Consider the following 21,469-nt stretch of genomic DNA (forward strand, 5'->3'; position numbering starts at 1 on the left):
GATTTAAGATTGATCATCTTGGAACTCAGGCGATTTCCGCTTCTTCATCCTCAAGCTTGACGGACACCAGCTTCGACACGCCGCCTTCTTCCATCGTTACTCCGTACAGCACATCCGATTCTTCCATCGTGCCTTTGCGGTGGGTCACCACAATGAACTGAGTTTGCTCGGAGAACTCGCGCAAATACTGCGCAAATCTAACCACATTCGCTTCATCAAGCGCGGCTTCCACCTCATCCAGCACACAGAATGGAACCGGCTTGATGTGCAGAATAGCAAACAGCAGCGCCATCGCTGTCAGCGCCCGTTCTCCTCCCGACAGCAGTTGCAGATTCTGCAGCTTCTTGCCTGGAGGCTGGGCAACGATGTCAATGCCGGTCTCAAGCAGCTTGTCCGGGTCCAGCAGCACCAAATCCGCACGGCCGCCGCCGAACAGCTTGGCAAAGACAGCTCCGAAGCGGGAGCGGATCGCATCAAACGTTGTTTTGAAGCGCTTGGACATTTCATCATCCATTTCCCTGATAACCTCGTACAGCGTTGTCTTCGCCTCGACCAGATCGGCCTTCTGCTCGTTGAGGAAGGTATATCTTTCGTTCACCCGCTGAAATTCCTCAATCGCACCAAGGTTGACCTCACCCAATGCGGCAATGCTCCGTTTAAGCTTCTGTACCTCGGCCTGCGTGCCCTCCACATCTTCAGGCACGGGGTAGCGCTGCTTCGCCAGCTCATAGCTCAGCTCATACTCATCGGCAAGCTTGCGCAAAATATTTTCCAGCTCCACATCCAGCCGGTTCGCTCCGATTTCCGTCTGTCTGAGCTGCTCCTCCACCGCTTTAAGTTGTATACGCTGTTCCCTTGTTTCGTTTTCCTCCAACTCCAGCTTCTTGGAAAGCTGACTGCGGGCAGCCCGTTTGAATTCCAGCTTCGCAGCCGTCTCGTCCTTCAGAATACGGAAGCGGTTCAAATCCTCCACCTGCTTCACGCTTTCCTCACGATTGATACGGAGATCGGCCTCCACTGAAGCCAACAGCGAGCGGTTCTGCTTCGCATCCTTGTAAAGAGAGTTGTAGTCCCCCCGCAAGCGCTTCACCTGCTCTTCCAGCGAAAAGCGCTCCTGTTCAAGCTTGCCTTCCCTTACCCGCAGATTTGTAAGCTGACTCTGAAGCTCCTCTTTCGCCGACTCATTCGCTTTACGCGCGAACTCAGCCGCCTGAATGGCCTGATGCGTCCTTTTCTCTTCCCCTTCGAGCTCCGCCAGCTTGCGGACAGCCTCCGCGCGTGTTGACTCCAGCTCCTTAATCTCCTGATCAAAGCCTTTTTTCTCCTGGCCTGAAGCGGCCACCTGCTCCAGCACATGACGCAGCTCATGCTCAATTTGCTTCAGCTCTGATGCGGCCTGCTGCTCTTCGCCACGCTTGACGTCGCCACCCTGGCGCAGCTCATCCAACCGGAGCTGGGCTTCTTCTAGTTGTTTCTTAATATCCAACGAGCTGTGACGAAGTTTCTCCACCTGCTGTTCGGCATCAGCAATCTCCTGATCTAACTGATCAAGCTGACGCTTGCGACCGAGCAAGTTCGTATTCTTCTTGAACTGGCTGCCCCCAGTCATGGAACCGCCGGCGTTAACGACATCGCCCTCCAACGTGACCACACGGTAGCGGTACTGGCAACGAGCCGCGATCCGGTTGGCATCCTCCAGCGTTTTGGCGATGACGACATTGCCAAGCAGGCTTCCAATGATGCCTGCATAACGTTCATCATATTGGATCAGATCCGCGCCGATGCCGACGAAGCCTTCCGCGCCCTCTATAATTTGACGCTCCCCTGAGCCGATCTGGCGTGGTCGAATGACGTCCATCGGAAGGAAGGTTGCTCTGCCCAATTGACGCTGCTTCAGAAACCCGATGGCCTGTCTGGATACCGCTTCGTTTTCCATGACGATATGCTGAACTGAAGCACCCAACGCGGTCTCCATTGCCTGCTCCAGCTTTTCGGGCACGCGAATCAGCTCGGCAACCGCTCCGTGCACGCCATGCAACTGTCCTTTGCGGGATGCCTTGAGCACCTCCTTGACGCCTAACATAAAGCCGTCGAAGTCCTCCTGCATTTCCTTCATCGTATCCCGGCGAGAGATCAGCGCCTCCCGTTTTTGTTCCCATTTACGTGCGGCGGAGAGGCTTTCTTCCTGCAGCTTCTGCAGCGACTGGTATCGCTCGCTTTCACTGATATAACCCGTGCGCAGCCCGCTGATTTCCTTAGCGATTCTGGCGATATCCACTTCAATTTCCTGCTTGCGCTGCTCCAGCCCCGCCTTCCGTGTCTCCCATTTGCCGGATTCATCACTGACCCGGTTCCTCCGGCGCTCAATCGACTCCTTCTGCTGATCAGCATACCGGATCTCATTACGCGCCTGGGCCATCTGGTTCATCAGCTCGAGCAGGTTGCCCTTGAGGCTCTCCTCCTGCTCCTGACTGATTCCCCCTGTTACCCCCTCAAGTTTTGCCTGTTCAGCAGACAAGAGGGACTGCAACTGCTCCAGCTCGTCTGTGAGCTGGGTCAGTTTGTCCTGCAGCATTTCCAACTCTGTATTGCGCTCTCCGCTACGGCTTTCATTCGCCGTCAGCGTCTGCAGCAGTTGTTCGCGGTTGGCCTCAAGATTACGCAGCCGTTCTTTCAGCAATTGGCCGTAACCCTCGCTTTTTTCAGTGCCCTCAATATATTGAAGCAGTTCGCCCTGGAGCCGCTCTATATCCTCCTCCAACTGCCGCAGCTCATTGCGGTCGTTCTCCAGCTTGGCATCATGACGGGACACCACGGTGGAAAGCTGAAGCTGCTCTTCCTGTAGCTTTTTCAGCTTCTCATTGGCCAAGCTCCAGGAGGAGTGAATGTTCTCGATCTGATGCACGTACATCGATATTTCCTTCGATTTCAATTCGCCGCGCAGCTCTTTATAGTGGATCGCCTTCTCTGACTGTTCTTTCAGGGGGCCGATCTGATCTTCAAGCTCGCTAACCAAATCATGGATCCGCAGCAGGTTCTGCTCGGTATCGTCCAGCTTGCGCATAGCTTCCCGCTTGCGGGATTTATACTTTACAATGCCGGACGCTTCTTCAAATATCCCCCTCCGGTCTTCGGACCGTGTGCTCAATATTTCCTCGATCCGTCCCTGGCCGATAATGGAATAGGCTTCCTTGCCGATCCCCGTATCCATGAACAGCTCCGTAATATCCTTCAGCCTGCAAGCCTGGCGGTTGATAAAATATTCACTGTCTCCGCTGCGGTGCACCCTGCGGGTTACCGTCACTTCGCCAAAATCGAGCGGCAGGATCTGGTCCTCATTATCCAGCGTTAAGGACACTTCCCCGTAATTCACAGCTTTGCGCGCATCACTGCCGGCAAAAATAACATCCTCCATTTTGCCACCACGAAGCGATTTGGCACTCTGTTCGCCAAGCACCCAGCGGATGCCGTCAGAGATATTGCTTTTCCCGCTCCCATTCGGACCTACAACAGCGGTGATTCCACGGACAAATTCCATCTCCGTCTTATCTGCGAAAGATTTAAAACCCGCTAATTCAATGCGCTTTAAAAACATGTTATGCCTCACCTCTAAATACTGAATATCCGTCACCCTGTCAGCCTTGAACGAAAAAAGAGCAAAAAGCAGTCCGGTCCATCGATACGGCCGGGACTAGCCCGCGGGCTGCTCTTTGCTCTTGCTTTGTCCTTGGCAATTTATGCTGCTGTATCAGGATTCCGAAAGCTTAAGCTTGCTCAAAGCGACGGCTGCCGCCTGCTGCTCTGCCTCTTTCTTGGAACGTCCTGTACCGGTTCCAAGCCGTTCGCTTCCCATATACACTTCGGCCACAAACTCCCGCTCATGCGCGGGACCACGTTCTTCAACAATACGGTACTCCAAAACGCCCATATTGTGCTGCTGCGTAAGTTCCTGGAGCTCTGTTTTATAATCACTCATCTGGAGTTTTCCCTGAACTGCAATCTGAGGGAAAATGTGACGCTCCAGAAACGACCGGACGGCCTCCAGACCCTGGTCCAAATACAACGCCCCTATAAAGGATTCGAACACATCCGCAAGAAGCGCAGGGCGGGTTCGCCCGCCCGTCAACTCCTCACCTTTGCCCAGCAGTACATACTGACCAAAATCCAGACCAACCGCAAATTTCACAAGCGACGGCTCGCAGACGATGGCCGCGCGCAGCTTGGTCAACTCTCCTTCAGGCCGGGTCGGATACTGATTGTAGAGCTGTTCCGATACGGTCAGCTCCAGGACAGCGTCGCCCAGAAATTCCAGACGCTCGTTATCCTGGTGCTGGCTGAATCGGTGTTCGTTCACATAGGAAGCGTGAGTAAAGGCCTGTTTTAACAACTGCCGGTTGTTGAATTGAATATGAAGTTTCTGCTGTAACTGCTTCAAATCTCCACTCAACGAACTGACCCCTTATGCTTCGTATTTTTTCAAGACTACCGTAGCATTATGACCGCCGAACCCAAAGGAATTCGACATAACGATATCGAGCTTCGCCTTGCGCGGCTCGTTAGGTACATAGTCAAGATCGCACGCCGGATCCTGGTTGTCCAGGTTGATGGTCGGAGGAATGATCTGGTTCTGCAGCGCAAGACCGCAGATAACCGCCTCCACCCCGCCGGCTGCCCCAAGCAGGTGACCCGTCATAGACTTCGTGGAGCTGACGGCTACTTTGTAGGCATGATCGCCGAGCGCCTTTTTGACCGCTTCCGTCTCCGACTTATCCCCAACCGGAGTTGACGTACCGTGTGCATTGATATAATCCACTTGGTCCGGGGAAATGTCCGCATCGCGAATCGCCATCTTCATGCAGCGTGCGGCTCCATCCGGGTCCGGTTCCGTCATATGATGGGCATCTCCGGAAAGACCGTAGCCGATGACTTCTGCATAGATGTGTGCCCCTCGTTTTTGCGCATGTTCCAGCGATTCCAGGATCAGCACGCCGGCACCTTCTCCCATAACAAAGCCGTCGCGGTCTACGTCAAACGGGCGGCTCGCCTTCTCCGGCTCGTCATTGCGGGTAGACATCGCCCGCATGGAGCAGAAGCCAGCCATCCCTGTTGGACGAATCGTCGCCTCGGCTCCGCCGCAGACCATGACATCGGCATCCCCGCGCTGAATCATTCTGAACGAATCGCCAATCGCGTGGCTTCCGGTCGCACAAGCGGTCACAGGAGTTGTATTCGGACCTTTTGCGCCCAGCGTAATAGACAACTGCCCGGATCCCATGTTCGCAATCATCATCGGGATAAAAAACGGGCTTACCCGTTTGGGACCTTTCTCCAGCAGGATGTTGTGCTGATCCTCCCAGGTACCCAGGCCTCCGATGCCAGACCCGATAGATACGCCGACTCGTTCAGCTTCAGCATTGGTACCGATTTCGATGCCGCTGTCTTTCATCGCCATCGTGCCGGCAGCTACCGCGAATTGGACAAAACGGTCCGTTTTGCGCGCGTCCTTGCGATCCATATAATCTTCCGGATTGAAATCTTTCACGGAAGCGGCAATTTTCGTAGGGTAGTCACTTACGTCAAACGCCTCGATGATACTCACTCCGGATTTGCCCGCCATCAGATTGCTCCATAGCGTATTCAAGTCCTGTCCGAGTGCGGTGACCACGCCCATTCCTGTTATAACAACACGTTGTTTCAACGATATTCACCTCTATGTTTAACTGCAATGTAAGTGCCAGCTCTATTTCTTGCCCTGCATGTATATAGAATCAACTAAAGTCAGTAATTCATCATTACCGTCAAAATTCGAGCTTTAGTTCAGTCTGTATGGCTATGCCATCCATGGCAGAATCCCAAATTAGGAGAAAGTCCCGCCTGAATCAGAACGGGACTTGTGTTGACTTAGGTATGAGATTGTATGTAGTTTACAACTTCACCTACAGTTGTAATTTTCTCTGCATCTTCATCAGAGATTTCCATATCAAACTCATCTTCCAATTCCATAACCAATTCAACTACATCGAGAGAATCAGCACCCAAATCATCTTTAAAAGATGCTTCCAGGGTAACTTCTGCTTCGTCGGCTCCCAAACGGTCAACGACAATGCGTTTTACACGCTCCAATACGTCGGACATCCGGCTCACCTCCTCTTTGGTATTATACGAAAAACACAATAAAAATGCCATAGAAGAGACATGATCCCTCTTCTTAACGGACATGCGCCCGGCTACATGTACATGCCGCCGTCCACATGCAGAGTCTGGCCCGTCATATATGAGGAAGCGTCGGATGCCAAGAATAGCACGACCTCAGCTATTTCCTCAGGTCGTCCAAGACGAGCCAGCGGAATATTTCCAAGCATTTTCTCACGCAGTTCATCCGTCAGTATCTGCGTCATCTCCGTATCAATGAAGCCCGGGGCGACGCAATTGACCGTAATCTGCCTGGAAGAAAGCTCTCTTGCTGCAGATTTTGTCAGTCCGATGACACCCGCCTTGGCGGCAACATAATTCGCCTGACCCGCATTACCAACCACACCAACCACAGATGAGATATTGATAATACGCCCGGAACGCTGCTTCATCATCGGTCGCGTTGCGGCTTTGAGACAGTTATACACGCCTTTAAGATTCGTTTCAATCACCTGATCGAATTCTTCCTCTTTCATACGCATGATTAAATTATCTCTTGTTATCCCGGCATTATTCACCAGTATATCAATACGGCCCCACGTATCTGTCACCTGCTTGACCAATTGCTCGGCTTCATCCGTTTTGCCAACATTAGCCCGCACGGCAATGGCCTCCACACCCTTGGACCGAATCAGATCAACCGTCTCCGCTGCCGCATGCTCGCTGCCGGCATAATTGACAGCCACGTTGGCCCCTGCTTCCGCCAGTGCAAGCGCAATGCTGCGCCCGATCCCTCGAGATGCGCCCGTTACCAGTGCTGTTTTTCCGCTAAAAGGCTTGGACATGATTTCCCCTCCTTAATCTCGTTCACCAGTTAAGAAAGTGCCTGAACCGCACTCTCTAACGACTCCATGTCACTTACGTTGATCAATGTCAATGTTTTATCTATTTTTTTGATCAAGCCAGTCAGCACGCTACCAGGCCCAAACTCTACAAATGTATCCACACCTTGGCCTATGAGCCAGGCTACACTGTCTTCCCACAGCACAGGAGAATAGACCTGCTCAACCAGCAGGGAACGAATCTCTCCTCCATCCTGTACCGGAGACGCCGTAACATTCGCGACAACAGGAATCGACGCTCTTGCAAAATCCACTCCTTCGAGCTTGGCCGCCAATTTATCCGCAGCCCCCCGCATCATGGACGAATGGAAAGGACCGCTAACCTCCAGCGTAATAGCCCGCTTGGCCCCCGTTTCCTTTACCCGTTCGGCAACCAGCGCTACACCTTCCTTCGTTCCGGACACCACAATCTGGCCGGGGCAATTGACATTTGCCAACTCAACCGTTTGTCCGCCAGCCGTAATATCACTGCAAAGAGAGGAGAGCAGACTGCGGTCAGCACCAAGCACGGCTGCCATACCACCTTGTCCGCCAGGGACAGCTTCTTCCATGAACAGACCGCGGGATCGAACCAATTCTACCGCATCCGGAAAGGATAGCACCTCCGCCGCAACAAGCGCGCTATATTCGCCAAGACTATGCCCGGCTACGAAATCAGGCTTGATGCCGCTCGCTTTAAAAACCTCATATAAGGCTGTACTGGCTGTAAGCAATGCCGGTTGCGTATTGGAGGTTTGCTTTAAATCGGTATCGGGACCTTCAAAAATAAGCGTGCTCAGCGCAAAGCCCAAACGTTCGTCCGCCTGGCGGAATACCTCCTTGGCAGCCTCGGAGGCTTCATATGCGCCCTTGGCCATGCCCACACTCTGGGATCCCTGTCCCGGAAATACGAATGCTGTTTTGCCCATTCGTATTCACCTCGCTTCTATATTAATGTTTGCTATATTATCAGATTAGTGCTTACCAAACCAATACGGAGGCACCCCAGGTCAAGCCGCCGCCGAAGCCAACCATTAGCACACGGTCGCCCTCTTTCATGCGCCCTTCCTCTGCCGCCTCAACCAATGCAAGCGGAATGGAGGCTGCGGAAGTATTCGCATATTTATCCACGTTGATCACTACTTTTTCCTCAGGCAGATTAAGACGCTGCATAGCGGATTGAATAATGCGGATGTTGGCCTGATGTGGTACAAAGACATCAATGTCATCCTTGTCAAGTCCCGCTTTCTCCAGCACTACGTCAGTCGCTGTCGCCATAACACGAACGGCAAACTTGAACACCTCGCGCCCGTTCATGTAAATGTAATGCAGCTTATTCTCAAGCGTCTGCGGTGATGCCGGCAGCCTTGATCCACCCGCTTCCATCTTCAGCAACGAACCACCCGCGCCTTCAGCGCCAAGATCAAAGGATTGGAAGCCTCTTCCTTCCGGCACCTCGCCCACTACAACCGCGCCAGCCCCGTCTCCGAACAGTACACATGTATTGCGGTCCGTATAATCCGTAATCCGAGACAGACAATCCGCTCCGATGACCAGCGCATTTCTGTACATGCCAGCCTGAATAAAGCTTGTGGCAGTAGCCAGTCCGTATACAAAACCCGAACAGGCCGCAGACAGATCAAACGCCGCCGCCCCCTTCGCTCCCAGCTTATCCTGAAGAATACATGCGGTTGAAGGGAATGTCATGTCCGGCGTAATTGTAGCTATAATAATGAGATCCAGTTCTTCCGCCGTCATGCCTGCGGACGCGAGGGCTTTAACAGCGGCCTCATAAGCCAAATCAGATGTCGCCTGCTCGGGAGCCGCGATATGACGCTCACGGATGCCAGTGCGGCTGACAATCCATTCGTCGCTTGTTTCCACCATTTTTTCCAAATCGCTGTTGGTTAAAATTTTCTCTGGCACGTATTTGCCGATACCAATAATACCGACCGGTTTCAAATTATTCATTTCGATTTCGTCACTCACTTCCCGCTGATTTCCTTCGATATGCTTTCGACAAGGCGGTTCTGCAGCGCGATCCGCGCCTGTCTGACCGCATTTTTGACGGCGTTTGTGTCCGCCGAGCCGTGGCTTTTGACGACGAGTCCACTCAATCCAAGAAGCGGAGCCCCACCATGCTCAGTATAATCAAGTTTGTTCTTCAACCCTCGAAGCTCAGGCATCAGCATGGCGGCCGCCAGCTTCGTCTTCAACGACTTGTTGAATTGTTCCCTAAGCAACGAGAAAATAGCTCCTGCCGTCCCTTCCAACGCCTTAAGCAAAATATTTCCGGCAAAACCGTCGCACACAAGCACATCGCAGCTGCCTGTCAATACATCCCTGGCCTCCACGTTGCCCACAAAACGGATTGGAAGCTGCTCCAGCAGCGGATAAGCCAGCTTGGTCAGCTCGTTGCCCTTGCCGGCCTCCGTACCCACATTAAGCAGCCCGACGCGGGGCTCAGCTATGTTATGCACCTTCTGACGGTAAAGGCTTCCCATCTGGGCATATTGCGCCAGATGCTCCGGTTTGGCATCCATATTGGCTCCCAGATCCAGGGCCAAAACCCCCAGATCGTCGAGTGTCGGAATCATCGGGGCAAGCGCGGGACGCTCAATCCCTTCCATCCGACCCACAACAAGCAGGCCGGTCGTCATCAGCGCTCCCGTATTGCCGGCGGATATCATGGCATCCGCCTCCTGCTCCTTCACCATTCGCCCCGCCACAACCATTGAGGAATCCTTCTTGCGGCGAACGGCCCGCACCGGCTCATCCTCCGCATCAATGATTTCTGAGGCATGACGGATCGTCAGATTGGACGGCACCTGCTTTCCCTTCAACAGCGGCTCGATTCTGCTCCGGTCACCGACAAGCACGATCTCCGTATCCTTCCATTCAGTTGCAGCGGCCAGACCGCCCTCAACTGTAACTTCCGGCGCGTTGTCTCCTCCCATCGCATCAATGGCGATCCGCATGCTGATTCCCTCCTTCGCTGTATTCTTCCCCGGTGGAACGGTAAATGACAAAGTTCCCCTGGAAGACCATCTCTTCTCCCACATAAGTGAATACTTCCACCTTAGCCTTGCCCTTCTGCTCCGGCTGGGAGCGGACATAGGCCTTCGCTATGCATTTCTCAGCCAGATGGACCGACCGCACGAAACGGATATCCGCAGAAGCAGTCAGCGCAATCTCGTCATTGATAACGGCAACGGCTAGTGAATTGGCCTGGGCAAACACATAGTGCCCCCGTGCGATGCCCGTCCGTGAAAACACATGCTCGTCCCGAATTTCAAATATGGATATGCCGCTTTTATCCAACTGCAAATCGACGATATCACCGATCACCTCATGCAGAGGCAGCGAACGGACCTGATCGTATGACCGCTCGGCCATCAGCTTCATCCGTTCACGAAGCTCCGGAATACCGAGCTCCATCCGGTCTAGCCGGATCGTCTGAATGCTGACCTTAAGCTGGCGCGTCAATTCCTGATCCGTGACGAACGGATTGTCTTCAATTAATTGCGATAGTCTCTGCTGTCTTAGTCTCTTCGGCAGCCGCTCGATGGCCAAACGCCTCCTTCCGTCCATACGGTTGCAGAACTATTGTATAAGAAAAACGTCTATCGACGTACATCCAAAGAAGACAGACCGCATTTAGCGGAAGTTTTTCTTGCGATGACAGAATTGTTCAGCTCCGCTGAAAACTTATAAATTCTATAATCTTAAAATATATGTATAAGCGGACTTTTCCGTCCGGCTTTTCTTAGAACCAGGTACTAAGCCAGTATATAGCATAGCCCGGCAAAAGGAAAGCCGAGTTACAAAAAAAATAGCACCTCACCGTGGTGAAGCACTACTTTTACATTTCATCCAAGACGATTTGCTGCAGAATTGCAGCAAATCATTCCGAATGTTATTGAGAGATAATCTCTCTAGATTTGTATGTTCCGCACACTTTGCACACGTGGTGAGCAAGCTTCAATTCTCCGCATTGTTCACATTTCACCATGCCCGGCACAGCCAGTTTAAAGTGAGTACGACGTTTGTCGCGGCGCGTTTTGGACGTTCTGCGTTGTGGTACTGCCATCATTCCCACCTCCTTATCGAGATCAACCCTGAAGGGTATGTGTGTTATCTCATTCAAGACTGGGCAGGACGACTCAGGGCCAACCCCACCGCAGCCGGTGAATAACTCATCGATTATTTCAATCTTTTATTTCTTAAAAAAATCCTTGAGACCTGCCAAACGCGGATCTATCCGCTCGTTGTTACAACTACAGGAGCCTTCATTCCAGTTCTGGCCACAGGTGGGGCACAGCCCTTTACAATCCGTCCGGCACAGCGGCGCAAACGGAAGATGAAGCAGAAACGATTCCTCACAATAGGGAGCGGTGTCGAACGTCTCTCCTTCGATCATGATCGTCTCCATGCCCTCGTCCACGTCATCCTGCTGTTCCTGTCCTTGCTCGAAGCGTTCCGAAAAAGAGATATTCATATGCTCGTGAATCGGCGTCAAGCAGCGGGAGCACAGCGTGTCCAGCTCAACTGTCAGCGTTCCGCTCATATCGATCCGTTTCTCTTCCACGCTTACGGCTGCAAGGTCTACAGTCAGCGGTGAAACTGAAGTGATATCCTTGCGGTGTGTAATTAGCGGCTCGACATTCAAGCTCTCCCGGATCAAAACCGGACCGTCATTCATAGCAACCTTGCGAAAATGCAGATGCATATATATCACTCCAAACAAACAAAAATTATTATACCGACTGAATGAGGTGTTTGTCAACACCTTTTCCTTTACACCCTTGAGAGGAACTCGTTTCTTACGGTATGCGGGCAAAAGTGCCGATGTTCGTGTACAATGTTATACAACTATTATACCCCACTTGACAAGGGAGCTGTCATGGAGCATGAAAACGCTCGGAATCATCGTTGAATATAATCCCCTTCACAACGGCCATGTGCATCACTGGACCGCATCGAAGGCCACCGCCCGAGCGGACCGGACCATCGCGGTTATAAGCGGTCCATTCCTGCAGCGCGGCGAGCCCGCGATCGTGGACAAGTGGTCGCGCACCGAAATGGCCCTTGCCATGGGAGCCGACCTTGTGATCGAGCTCCCGGTCGCTTATGCCGTGCAGGCCGCGGAGTGGTTCGCCTACGGAGCGGTCGCGCTGCTGAACGCGACCGGCATCGTGGACGCGCTCTGCTTCGGCAGCGAGAGCGGCGACCTCGCGCCGCTGCGCGCGCTGGCGCGTGTGCTGGCCGCAGAGCCGGCCGAGCTCAAGGCCGGCATCGCCACGCGGCTGGCGGGCGGTGCCAGCTACCCCGCAGCTTACGCAGGGGCGGCCGCCGCGCTCGCCGGCGGAGAGGCGGACGGCGCGGAGCTGTCCGCCCTTCTGCAGCAGCCCAACAATACGCTTGGGCTGCACTATTTGATCGCGCTGGAACGGCTGCACAGCGCGATCACCCCCTTCACGATAGCCCGCACCGGCGCGGGCTATCACGATACGCTGGCGACTGGCAGCATCGCCAGCGCCACTGCGGTCCGCCGCCTGCTGCTGGCGGGCGGACCTGAGGCTGCGGCGCCGTATGTGCCAAGCGCCGTGCTGGACATTCTGCGGCGCGAGTGGGCCGAAGGCCGCGCGCCGCAGACATGGGAAGCGTTCAGCCGTCCGCTGCTGAACGCCTTGATCACGCGCAGCGCGGACGAGCTGGCGCGGATGCACGAGGTGACCGAGGGGCTCGAGTACAGGCTGAAGAAGCTGCTTCCAGCCCTGCCACAGCCCTCAGCCACAGCCCTGCTGACAGCGCTGAAGACGAAGCGCTATACACATGTGAAGCTGCAGCGGATGCTGACGCATATCCTGCTGAATCATGCCAAATCCGATCTGGGCCCGGCCCGTCTGGCCGAAGGACCGGCCTATATCCGCGTGCTCGGCTTTAACCGAACAGGTCAGACCATGCTGGCCGAAATGAAGAAGACCGCTTCCCTTCCAGTCATTACCCGTCCGGCAGCGTTAGACCATCCGCATCTGCAGATGGATGTGAGCGCAGCAGCCGTATACACCGCGGGCATGCCTACGGCTGCCGTGCGCAGCCTGTACGAAGACTATTTCAGAGCGCCTGTTATTGTTCCTTGACCGGCAATGCATCCAGGTAGTGCAAAGCATCGTCCAGTGTGCGGACAGACACAAGCTTCATGCCAGTCCCGATTTGCTTCGCTTTCGCTTCAGCGGCCCCTGCATTTTCCTCCGGCACGAAGAAAATTTCGGCATGCTCCCTGTCCGCTGCCACAATTTTATGACCAACGCCGCCAATAGCGCCTACCGTGCCTTCTTTATTAATCGTGCCCGTACCCGCTATGCGGTATCCTTTCGATAAATCTCCAGGCGTCAGTTGATTATAGATTTCCAGCGTGAACATCAGACCTGCGGACGGACCGCCGACATCTGTCGATGAGAAGGTGATTTCATGCCCGGCGCTCTCCGGTACGATTGTCCGAAGCGTGGCGATGCCGACCCCAAAGCCTGTACGCTGCTCCCCGGAAGCCGTATCCTTCACCGTTGTAAGCTTCACCATCCCACTCACCCCTTCTCCCTTGCGATCCAGCTTAACGGCTACGCTGTCTCCTGGCTGCTTGCCCTTCAGGATGTGCTGGAGATCATCGCTCTCCTCTACGCTTTCACCGTCAACCTCTACAATTTTATCTCCTGGATGAAAAAACGGGTCAGCTCCTGCGCCGGTCTCCAGCACATAGATGTACTGTGGGACAATCCTGTAGGCTACTCCCGCTTTTTTATAGGCCGCTTCAATAGCAGAGGACTGCGAATTGTCCATATAATACACCTGCTTGGCCGCATATTCGTCTTCACTGCTTCCCTGCAGGCGGCTTTCCTTGGTCCTCACCTCGGCATTCCTGTCACCTTTTACCAGTCCCAGCATCAGCCAATTGGCGTAGCTGGCCGATACCGTCGTCATCATAAAAGTCCCCTGCTCTGTAGGATCACCATCCTTAACGGATACCATCGGCTTGACCTCCTCAGCGCTGCCGGGACGGTAAATCAGATACGGGGTCGGCATATATACCAGCACATAAGCCATGACGGCCATGACGGCGGCATACAGTAAGGTAAACCATAACTTACGGCTTCCCGCCCTCTTCATTCGCACTTCCCCCCTTAGGTTCAATTCAGTAAATACCGAAACATACAAACCCGTGCTGACAAGCACGGTCTGCCGCCGCTCCCCGCCGCATATCCTATTACTAGCTTATGATTATAAAATATCCCGCTTGATAGAACCCATCCGGAAGGAGGAGTAACATAATGGAGACCATACAGGAAAAACAGCCTGGTCAATTGTGGACAACCTGGCTACTCGGGGCGTGCTCGCTGCTGCTGGTGGCGGCGGTCGTGGCCGCGCCTGCGCAGGTATACGAGGCTTCCGGACAAGGGCTGAAGCTGTGGTGGAGCATTGTCTTCCCCGCCCTTCTCCCTTTTCTGATGCTGTCCGAAATGCTGATCGCCTCCGGCTTTGTACATGGTCTCGGCGTGCTGCTAACTCCGCTTATGCGCACCTGCTTTGGCCTACCGGGCCGCAGTGGCTGGGTGCTTGCACTCGGCCTTACGGCCGGCAGCCCGGCTGCCGCGGAAGCGGCCAGACAGCTCGCCAATCAAGGCGAACTGGAGGAACGACAGGTCCGCCTGCTGACCAGCACAGCCCACTTCTGCAATCCCATGACAATTCTGCTTGTCATCGGAGCCGGCTTTCTGCACAGCCCGGCCACAGGATATCTGCTGCTGCTCGTACACTGGATCACAGGCATAGCTACCGGCATGATTTCCGTCCGCCTTTTCGGCACGAAAGAAAAAACAGTAAAGCAGGACACGCAAGCCGCCACGCCGCGCGGTTCCGTCCCCCGTCCTTCCATACTGCAGGTCCTATACACCGAAATAGCCACCGCCCGCCAAAGAGACGGGCGCAGCTTCGGTCGATTGCTGGGCGAGACGGTATCCAACGCTGTTCAAACCTTGATGCTGACAGGCGGATTTATCATCTTTTTTGCCGTCATGATCCGGCTCCTGAATGTCTATTTAACCCCTATGGCTCCCATGCTGCTGTGGCCGGGGCTACTTGAGCAGCACCTTGGTGCCTACGCGGCCGTCCGTTTTTTGGGCGAGCCTCATTTGCAGGCTGCGACGATCAGCGCCGTCCTGGGCTGGGGAGGGGTAAGCGGATGGCTGCAAATCGTCTCTATGACAAGACCTGCCGACAAGGGCTTCACCTTCGCGGTCACTCGCCTTCTGCATGCAGGGATGGCATTTCTGACTGCACTGATCCTGTGGGCGCCCTGGCAGCAGTTAACCTCCTTTGCGGTTCCGGCTTATCTGGAACTGCTGCCTGTACAGGAAGAAGCTATTGAAGGTTCATTAACCCGGACACTGACTCTTGCCACTGCCCCGTTTGCCCTGCTGGCGGTCATACTGGGTATGCTGCTGACGGCGTCACTTATGATTGGCTGGCGGAATCATCGTTCTTCTCGCTGATTTTTCGCATAAGAGCTTCTTCCACCTCAGGCGAGACCAGATCGATGACACTGCCGTTAAAATGCGCAATCTCCTTCACCATGCTTGAGCTCAAATAAGAATATTTCGGATTGGTCATCATGAAAATCGTCTCGGCCTCCGGGTTCAGCTTATGATTTGTGGAGGCAAGCTGCAGTTCATACTCAAAATCAGTTACGGAGCGAATGCCTCTGACAATCACCTGCGCTCCCTTCTGCCTTACATAATTGGCTGTCAAATCGCGGAAAGAATCAACTTCAACGTTCGGCATCTCTTCCGTCGCCTGGCGCAGCAGAGCGATCCGTTCTTCTACGCTGAACAGCGGATTTTTGCTTATATTGTTCAGCACCGCCACAATCAACAGGTCAAACTGCTTGGATGCCCGCTGAATAATGTCCATGTGCCCCATCGTCACCGGATCGAAGGTCCCTGGATAGACTGCAATCCTTTTTTTGTTCTCTGGCTCAGTCATGCTGCTCCTCCTCGTCTGCCGTTGCCTCTGTATGTGGTTCATGCACGGCCTCTGATTGTCCGCTTGTCTGCCCCTGTATCCGTTCATACCTGAAGATGGACACAGCCGTTTCACCATAGACCGCTTTACGGATCTGGTTGAAAGACCCGAATCGCTCCGGATAGCTGTAGCCGGATTCGTATTCAAGAATAACGACGGCTCCGTCCTGCAACAGGCCGAGCTCGTCCATCCTGTTCATCAGTTCATCTCCGTGCTTCATGCGGTAGGGCGGATCCAGAAAAACGGCATCAAAAACAGTCCCGCGCTTAGCCAATGCCTTCAAAGCACGTCCGGCATCATTGCGGAACACCTCAGCCTGGCTATCCAGGCCGGTTTTACGAAGGTTCTCCCTGATCACCTCGATGGCTTTCGGTTCCATATCGATAAAAACCGCTCTATCCATGCCGCGACTCAGCGCTTCAATGCCCAGTCCCCCGCTGCCCGCGAACAGATCAAGCGTGGCTCCGCCGTCAAAGTATGGACCAATCATGCTAAACAGCGCTTCCTTCACCTTATCGGTTGTCGGTCTTGTTCCCGTTCCGGGAACTGCCTTGAGCGGTCTGCCTTTAGCACTGCCCGATACAACTCTCACGCTATGTTCACCCATTCTCTATGTAGTCTTGACCGTCTGTCCCTGACAGACCGATATGACGTTATCGTAACACATAGCGCATATATATGGAAAATAGCGCATATTATTTTGCACAAATTTTTCATAATATCCCCACCGGCATGTATATCCCTGCCATAATCGGGTCACAATGGAGATATCGGCATTTAACCAATGCCGTAGACAACCGCGGAGAAGGCTTACGTTTCCCCATAAGCTCTTCGTCCGGTTTCTCCTCTCCCATCAAAGGGCGTCTCGAAAGAGGCGCCCGATTTTTTTTGAACACAAGACAGCCCAATTAGAATAAATGCTTTTGGATCAGGAGGATCAATCATGCGATTACGCTGGACCCCCTCATTGCTTACAGCGTGTAACCTGGCTGCCGGAGTCTGCTCCGTACTCGCTGTATCCCGGAGCTGGTACGTTTTAGCCGCACTTCTTATTTTTGCGTCCATGCTTTTTGACCTTTTTGACGGTTACATCGCGCGTCGGATCGGCGTCGAGGCTGAATTTGGCAAACAGCTCGATTCACTTGCCGACATCGTTTCTTTTGGCCTTGCCCCGTCCTTCCTGATCAATGTCTCCATTTTTCATGACTGGAACGGGGTACTAGGAGGCTTGCTTGTCATCTTTTTTACATTATGCGGCGCATTCCGGCTAGCCCGGTTCAATCTGTCCTCCTTTAGCAAAACGTTTACAGGTTTGCCGATTACAGCCGCAGGAAGCCTGCTTGCCCTGCTTTCCTTGGCTGAGCACCGGCTGACGGATTCATTTTTTGCCGCTGTCATGCTCGTTTTTTCACTCCTTATGATCAGCCGTCTCCCGTTTCCATCCATTAAAAAAGAATCCGCCGCCTATCAAAATCATAAGCACGGCAAATAAAATCAGCCCTATCCGAATCCATCGGAAGGGCCATTTTCGCTGTGGGACCAATAGTGCTTCTGTAGTAACGCAAAAAAAATCCGCCTTTGTTGACGAATTTTTTTGCGGCGTTTTTCTTACACTGGAATGTTCCTTGTTATCTGTTCCAGTCAAAGTCTATGGCATTCAGAAATGCCCGCGTAATTATCATATGGCCCGCCTGATCAGGGTGCACCCTGTCCCAAGCGAGGGATGCCGGATACACATACTCCCACTGCTTGTCAAACGCTTTTTGGGTATTCACGGGTATAGCATCAAACTCATGCGCGATTTCCATGACGGCCGCACCGTAGACATCCATCGTTGCCCGCATCGGGTCCTCAAGGTTAGGCTCAAGATAATAAGGTGTCATAAGCACCAGCCCTCTCACCTTTGGACGAACCTCGGCGAGCAGTTCCCGCAGTGTGCGCTTGTATTCATCCAGATACACATGAATCTCCGGACGGCTGAAAGCGTCAAATTGTCTCCATACATCGTTAATGCCGATTTTGACCGCAAGCCAATCAGGTTCCTGAGCTATAACATCACGGCTCCAGCGCTCCTTCAAGTCTCGTACGGTGTTGCCGCCGATACCCATGTTGACAACCCGTATGCCGAGCTCAGGATAAAAAGCCCGCAGCAGCGCATCCACCTGGGTAACATAGCCTGTTCCCAAAGCACTGCTGGAGCCTTCCCCTATAGGACGTTGCCGACCGCAATCTGTAATCGAATCGCCGATAAACACCAACTTCTCATGATTTCCCAACTTCATGATTCAGGTCTCCTCCCGAAAACTTCCAATGAATTACAAACCAATCCAAATAACATATAATCACACGGACGACAGATGTTCAAGCGGTTTTCTTTACATTTTATGTATGAAAATCATAGATCTAATATAATGTTCTAAACTGCTGGGGGGTAAGCCCCTCCATTTTACGAAAGGTGGCCACAAAATGGCTCGCATCACGGAAGCCAACCATCCTGGCTGTCTCCTTAACAGACAGAGAGGGTTCGCTGGTCATCAGCTCCTTCGCCTTGCGCAGACGGAGGACAATCAGGTAAGCATAGGCAGTAACCCCGAGCGACTGCTTAAAAAGATTGTTCAAATGCCGCACGCTGACATGGAGTACGGCAGCCATATCCTCCAATCCGATCTCCGGGCGGTTGTAATGCTTCTGCATAAAATCGAGAACGGGTGATATTCGCTCCACATGCTCGGATAAGGAGGGAAGTGAGCCGGTCCGGCCATGCTTTTTGAGCAGGGTCAAAAATTTGTAGAGGTCTGCTGAAGCATCAAGCCCCGACATATCTCGTTCCGGGGCAACGGTATTCACAACGTCCATACCGAAGCTTTCCAGACTGCTTCCTGCATCCCAGTGGTACCATAAAGCACGATTCAGTCCGAGGGAAGAGAGCACCGTCGCCGCCGCAGGGCCACCAAAAGTAATGTAGAGGGTTTGCCAATAGGACGTCGTACTGAGATAGGCATGCGGTTCGCCGGGTGGAAGCAGCACTCCGGTATGCGGAACCAAATGTACCTCTACACCTCCGTACTGAAAACGCCCCTCACCCTGCACCGTCTGCAGCCAATGATACAGCGGGTATCCCTCTGGACGGTCAACCTGCTCCTGCCTACCGTTCCATCCAATGCTTTCCATGTACATAGGAAGCGGCTGCTCCCGGTGAGTCAAGAAATATCTTTTATGGACAGTTTCCATCTGATCTCCTCCTTAATTAGTTCCATATTTTTATACTTATCATTACTTTTATTATATTTAAAAAGACTAAATATTGATATACGATAGATTTATTCTTATATGACGAGGTGAAGATTGTGATTAACAGCAAGCTGCCAAAGATGTTTTACGGAGGAGACTATAATCCCGAACAATGGGACCATGCGACACACCAAGAGGACCTGCGCTTGTTCAAACTCGCCGGCATTGATATGGCAACGATCAACGTATTTTCCTGGGCCAAAAATCAGCCGGATGAGGATACTTATCACTTCGAATGGCTGGATGAGTTGATCGAGAGCCTTTATGAAAACGGTGTCTTTGTCTGCCTGGCTACAAGCACAGCCGCCCATCCCGCATGGATGGCCACAAGATACCCGGATATTCTACGGGTTGACGCAGACGGACGGAAGCATAAATTCGGCGGTAGGCATAATTCCTGTCCGAACAGCCCAACGTACCGCAAATACTCTGAGCGAATTGCTGATAAGCTGGCGGAGCGCTACCGTGAGCATCCCGCAGTACTGGTGTGGCATGTTTCCAATGAATACGGCGGGGAATGCTACTGCGATAATTGCGAAAAGGCCTTCAGAAGCTGGCTGCAAAAAAAATACGGCTCGATTGAGGAGGTCAATCGGGTCTGGAATACGTCCTTCTGGGGACACACCTTCTACGATTGGAACGAAATTGTGCTGCCCAGCAATCTCAGCGAGCATTGGGGAGACAACAAATCATCCTTTCAGGGCATTTCACTCGATTATTCACGCTTCAATTCGGACAGTATGCTGGAATGCTACCTCTTGGAGCATGCCATGATCAAAAAGCATATTCCGGATGCTGTAGTCACAACCAATCTGATGGGCTTTTTCAAACAGCTTGACTACTTCAAGTGGGCCCGCCATATGGATATCGTCTCCTGGGACAGCTATCCTGGGCTGAGTACGCCTTACAGCTACACAGCTATGGCCCATGATCTGATGCGCGGGCTGAAGGACGGACAGCCGTTCATGCTGATGGAGCAAACACCAAGTCAGCAAAACTGGCAGGCCTACAATTCACTTAAACGGCCTGGGGTCATGCGGCTCTGGAGCTATCAGTCCGTTGCCCATGGAGCCGATACGGTGATGTTTTTCCAATTGCGGCGGTCTGTAGGAGCCTGTGAGAAATTCCACGGTGCTGTCATTGAGCATGTTGGGCATGAGCACACAAGAGTATTCCGGGAGGTCGCACAGCTCGGCAAGGAGCTGCAGCAGCTTGGGGATCAGACACTGGACGCACTGGTGGAAGCCAGGGTGGCTATTCTGTTTGACTGGGATAATTGGTGGGCGGTGGAAAAATCCAGCGGACCAACGGTCGCGTTGAAATATGTCGATCAGGTTCACAAATATTACGCAGCGCTTTTTAACCGTAATATCCAGGTTGATATGATCAGCGTTGACAGCCATTTTGATCAATACGATCTGATCCTCGCCCCTGTCATGTACATGGTGAAGCCAGGGGTTGCAGAACGGCTGGAGCGCTTTGTCCAAGCAGGCGGAACCTTCCTGACGACCTTCTTCAGCGGCATCGTTAATGAAAGTGATCTCGTTACACTGGGTGGGTATCCGGGAGAGCTTAGAAAGCTGCTTGGCATTTGGGTGGAAGAAATCGACGCGCTGCTGCCTGAACAGAAGAACCGTATTGTCATGACTCAAGAATACGGTTCACTTCAAGGGGATTATGCATGCGGCATGTTATGCGACCTTCTGCACAGTGAAGGTGCCGAGGTGCTGGCAGAATACGGAGAAGATTTCTACCGTGGTATGCCAGCGCTGACCCGCAACCGTTTCGGCCAAGGCAGCGCATGGTATATGGCCACCGACCCCGACGAGCAATTCCTTGGCAAGCTGCTGCAGCAAATCTGTGAGGAACAAGGCATTCTACCGCTGCTGGATGCTCCGGCAGGAGTTGAAGCGAGCATGCGGACCAAGGACGGCAAGCAGTATTTGTTCGTGATGAACCATAGCGCCGAGGCGCAGACCTATGATCTTGGAGTCAGAAGCGCTCGTGATTTGCTAAGCGATACAGAAATAACCGGCTCCACCACGATAAGTGGAAAGGGTGTCCACATACTGGAGCTTGGGTGAAGA

Annotated in this window: 20 protein-coding genes; 4 read left to right on the plus strand and 16 right to left on the minus strand. The window is 53.1% G+C overall.

Annotated features, from left to right (window positions below):
* Window positions 1–25 precede the first annotated feature (25 nt).
* The 11 genes from smc to OIN60_RS12450 form a co-directional block, all read right to left on the minus strand.
* Window positions 26–3,595: a chromosome segregation protein SMC gene (gene smc, locus OIN60_RS12400; protein WP_305755170.1), complete on the minus strand. Its 3,570-nt coding sequence runs from the start codon at window positions 3,593–3,595 to the stop codon at window positions 26–28.
* Between the two features lie 153 nt (window positions 3,596–3,748).
* Window positions 3,749–4,447: a ribonuclease III gene (gene rnc, locus OIN60_RS12405; RefSeq protein WP_305755171.1), complete on the minus strand. Its 699-nt coding sequence runs from the start codon at window positions 4,445–4,447 to the stop codon at window positions 3,749–3,751.
* A 12-nt stretch (window positions 4,448–4,459) separates the two neighbouring features.
* A complete protein-coding gene (fabF, locus tag OIN60_RS12410) occupies window positions 4,460–5,698 on the minus strand; it encodes a beta-ketoacyl-ACP synthase II (protein ID WP_305755172.1) in 1,239 nt (412 codons plus the stop codon).
* A 203-nt stretch (window positions 5,699–5,901) separates the two neighbouring features.
* On the minus strand, window positions 5,902–6,135 hold the full coding sequence (gene acpP, locus OIN60_RS12415; protein WP_025334828.1) for an acyl carrier protein: 234 nt from the start codon (window positions 6,133–6,135) through the stop codon (window positions 5,902–5,904).
* A gap of 92 nt (window positions 6,136–6,227) precedes the next feature.
* Window positions 6,228–6,977, minus strand: coding sequence for a 3-oxoacyl-[acyl-carrier-protein] reductase (fabG, locus tag OIN60_RS12420; RefSeq protein WP_305755173.1), 750 nt, complete (start codon window positions 6,975–6,977; stop codon window positions 6,228–6,230).
* Between the two features lie 29 nt (window positions 6,978–7,006).
* The gene (gene fabD, locus OIN60_RS12425) at window positions 7,007–7,942 is read right to left on the minus strand and encodes an ACP S-malonyltransferase (RefSeq protein ID WP_305755174.1); all 936 of its coding nucleotides are present in this window, start codon (window positions 7,940–7,942) and stop codon (window positions 7,007–7,009) included.
* A gap of 52 nt (window positions 7,943–7,994) precedes the next feature.
* On the minus strand, window positions 7,995–8,984 hold the full coding sequence (locus OIN60_RS12430; protein WP_305755542.1) for a beta-ketoacyl-ACP synthase III: 990 nt from the start codon (window positions 8,982–8,984) through the stop codon (window positions 7,995–7,997).
* A 14-nt stretch (window positions 8,985–8,998) separates the two neighbouring features.
* Window positions 8,999–9,991: a phosphate acyltransferase PlsX gene (gene plsX, locus OIN60_RS12435; protein WP_305755175.1), complete on the minus strand. Its 993-nt coding sequence runs from the start codon at window positions 9,989–9,991 to the stop codon at window positions 8,999–9,001.
* Window positions 9,975–10,571: a transcription factor FapR gene (gene fapR / locus OIN60_RS12440; protein ID WP_305755543.1), complete on the minus strand. Its 597-nt coding sequence runs from the start codon at window positions 10,569–10,571 to the stop codon at window positions 9,975–9,977. The genes plsX and fapR overlap by 17 nt, the downstream gene beginning before the upstream one ends.
* 358 nt (window positions 10,572–10,929) lie before the next feature.
* The gene (gene rpmF, locus OIN60_RS12445; protein WP_036645943.1) at window positions 10,930–11,103 is read right to left on the minus strand and encodes a 50S ribosomal protein L32; all 174 of its coding nucleotides are present in this window, start codon (window positions 11,101–11,103) and stop codon (window positions 10,930–10,932) included.
* Window positions 11,104–11,229: 126 nt separating this feature from the next.
* The gene (locus OIN60_RS12450; RefSeq protein WP_305755176.1) at window positions 11,230–11,742 is read right to left on the minus strand and encodes a YceD family protein; all 513 of its coding nucleotides are present in this window, start codon (window positions 11,740–11,742) and stop codon (window positions 11,230–11,232) included.
* A 181-nt stretch (window positions 11,743–11,923) separates the two neighbouring features.
* Here OIN60_RS12450 and OIN60_RS12455 point away from each other — a divergent pair, with 181 nt between their 5' ends.
* Complete coding sequence (locus tag OIN60_RS12455; protein WP_305755544.1) at window positions 11,924–13,156, plus strand: nucleotidyltransferase; 1,233 nt, start codon at window positions 11,924–11,926, stop codon at window positions 13,154–13,156.
* Here the strand turns inward: OIN60_RS12455 and OIN60_RS12460 are convergent.
* On the minus strand, window positions 13,143–14,180 hold the full coding sequence (locus OIN60_RS12460) for a YlbL family protein (RefSeq protein WP_305755177.1): 1,038 nt from the start codon (window positions 14,178–14,180) through the stop codon (window positions 13,143–13,145). The two genes, OIN60_RS12455 and OIN60_RS12460, sit on opposite strands and share 14 nt — an antisense overlap.
* A gap of 161 nt (window positions 14,181–14,341) precedes the next feature.
* Here OIN60_RS12460 and OIN60_RS12465 point away from each other — a divergent pair, with 161 nt between their 5' ends.
* Window positions 14,342–15,562: a nucleoside recognition domain-containing protein gene (locus OIN60_RS12465; protein ID WP_305755178.1), complete on the plus strand. Its 1,221-nt coding sequence runs from the start codon at window positions 14,342–14,344 to the stop codon at window positions 15,560–15,562.
* Here OIN60_RS12465 and coaD read toward each other — a convergent pair.
* A complete protein-coding gene (gene coaD / locus OIN60_RS12470; protein WP_305755179.1) occupies window positions 15,525–16,052 on the minus strand; it encodes a pantetheine-phosphate adenylyltransferase in 528 nt (175 codons plus the stop codon). The two genes, OIN60_RS12465 and coaD, sit on opposite strands and share 38 nt — an antisense overlap.
* On the minus strand, window positions 16,045–16,683 hold the full coding sequence (gene rsmD, locus OIN60_RS12475; RefSeq protein WP_305755180.1) for a 16S rRNA (guanine(966)-N(2))-methyltransferase RsmD: 639 nt from the start codon (window positions 16,681–16,683) through the stop codon (window positions 16,045–16,047). Before rsmD ends, coaD begins: the two co-directional genes overlap by 8 nt.
* A gap of 351 nt (window positions 16,684–17,034) precedes the next feature.
* On the opposite strand from rsmD, the gene pssA reads away from it, so the two are divergent.
* The gene (gene pssA, locus OIN60_RS12480; RefSeq protein ID WP_305755181.1) at window positions 17,035–17,583 is read left to right on the plus strand and encodes a CDP-diacylglycerol--serine O-phosphatidyltransferase; all 549 of its coding nucleotides are present in this window, start codon (window positions 17,035–17,037) and stop codon (window positions 17,581–17,583) included.
* Window positions 17,584–17,719: 136 nt separating this feature from the next.
* Here pssA and OIN60_RS12485 read toward each other — a convergent pair whose 3' ends face one another.
* On the minus strand, window positions 17,720–18,373 hold the full coding sequence (locus tag OIN60_RS12485) for an SGNH/GDSL hydrolase family protein (protein ID WP_305755182.1): 654 nt from the start codon (window positions 18,371–18,373) through the stop codon (window positions 17,720–17,722).
* A 121-nt stretch (window positions 18,374–18,494) separates the two neighbouring features.
* Window positions 18,495–19,322, minus strand: coding sequence for a helix-turn-helix domain-containing protein (locus OIN60_RS12490; protein ID WP_305755183.1), 828 nt, complete (start codon window positions 19,320–19,322; stop codon window positions 18,495–18,497).
* A 116-nt stretch (window positions 19,323–19,438) separates the two neighbouring features.
* On the opposite strand from OIN60_RS12490, the gene OIN60_RS12495 reads away from it, so the two are divergent.
* On the plus strand, window positions 19,439–21,466 hold the full coding sequence (locus tag OIN60_RS12495; RefSeq protein WP_305755184.1) for a beta-galactosidase: 2,028 nt from the start codon (window positions 19,439–19,441) through the stop codon (window positions 21,464–21,466).
* The last annotated feature ends 3 nt before the right edge of the window (window positions 21,467–21,469 follow it).

Source organism: Paenibacillus zeirhizosphaerae, from assembly GCF_030705605.1.
Classification (GTDB): Bacteria; Bacillota; Bacilli; order Paenibacillales; family Paenibacillaceae; genus Paenibacillus; species Paenibacillus zeirhizosphaerae.

Excerpts from the sequence above, each read along its gene's own strand:
- OIN60_RS12460 (WP_305755177.1), bottom strand. The coding sequence starts at position 14,180 with ATGAAGAGGGCGGGAAGCCGTAAGTTATGGTTTACCTTACTGTATGCC.
- OIN60_RS12430 (WP_305755542.1), bottom strand. The coding sequence starts at position 8,984 with ATGAATAATTTGAAACCGGTCGGTATTATTGGTATCGGCAAATACGTG.
- OIN60_RS12490 (WP_305755183.1), bottom strand. The coding sequence starts at position 19,322 with ATGGAAACTGTCCATAAAAGATATTTCTTGACTCACCGGGAGCAGCCG.
- fabG (WP_305755173.1), bottom strand. The coding sequence starts at position 6,977 with ATGTCCAAGCCTTTTAGCGGAAAAACAGCACTGGTAACGGGCGCATCT.
- rpmF (WP_036645943.1), bottom strand. The coding sequence starts at position 11,103 with ATGGCAGTACCACAACGCAGAACGTCCAAAACGCGCCGCGACAAACGT.
- OIN60_RS12465 (WP_305755178.1), top strand. The coding sequence starts at position 14,342 with ATGGAGACCATACAGGAAAAACAGCCTGGTCAATTGTGGACAACCTGG.
- smc (WP_305755170.1), bottom strand. The coding sequence starts at position 3,595 with ATGTTTTTAAAGCGCATTGAATTAGCGGGTTTTAAATCTTTCGCAGAT.
- coaD (WP_305755179.1), bottom strand. The coding sequence starts at position 16,052 with ATGACTGAGCCAGAGAACAAAAAAAGGATTGCAGTCTATCCAGGGACC.
- fabD (WP_305755174.1), bottom strand. The coding sequence starts at position 7,942 with ATGGGCAAAACAGCATTCGTATTTCCGGGACAGGGATCCCAGAGTGTG.
- plsX (WP_305755175.1), bottom strand. The coding sequence starts at position 9,991 with ATGCGGATCGCCATTGATGCGATGGGAGGAGACAACGCGCCGGAAGTT.
- acpP (WP_025334828.1), bottom strand. The coding sequence starts at position 6,135 with ATGTCCGACGTATTGGAGCGTGTAAAACGCATTGTCGTTGACCGTTTG.
- pssA (WP_305755181.1), top strand. The coding sequence starts at position 17,035 with ATGCGATTACGCTGGACCCCCTCATTGCTTACAGCGTGTAACCTGGCT.
- OIN60_RS12455 (WP_305755544.1), top strand. The coding sequence starts at position 11,924 with ATGAAAACGCTCGGAATCATCGTTGAATATAATCCCCTTCACAACGGC.
- OIN60_RS12450 (WP_305755176.1), bottom strand. The coding sequence starts at position 11,742 with ATGCATCTGCATTTTCGCAAGGTTGCTATGAATGACGGTCCGGTTTTG.
- OIN60_RS12485 (WP_305755182.1), bottom strand. The coding sequence starts at position 18,373 with ATGAAGTTGGGAAATCATGAGAAGTTGGTGTTTATCGGCGATTCGATT.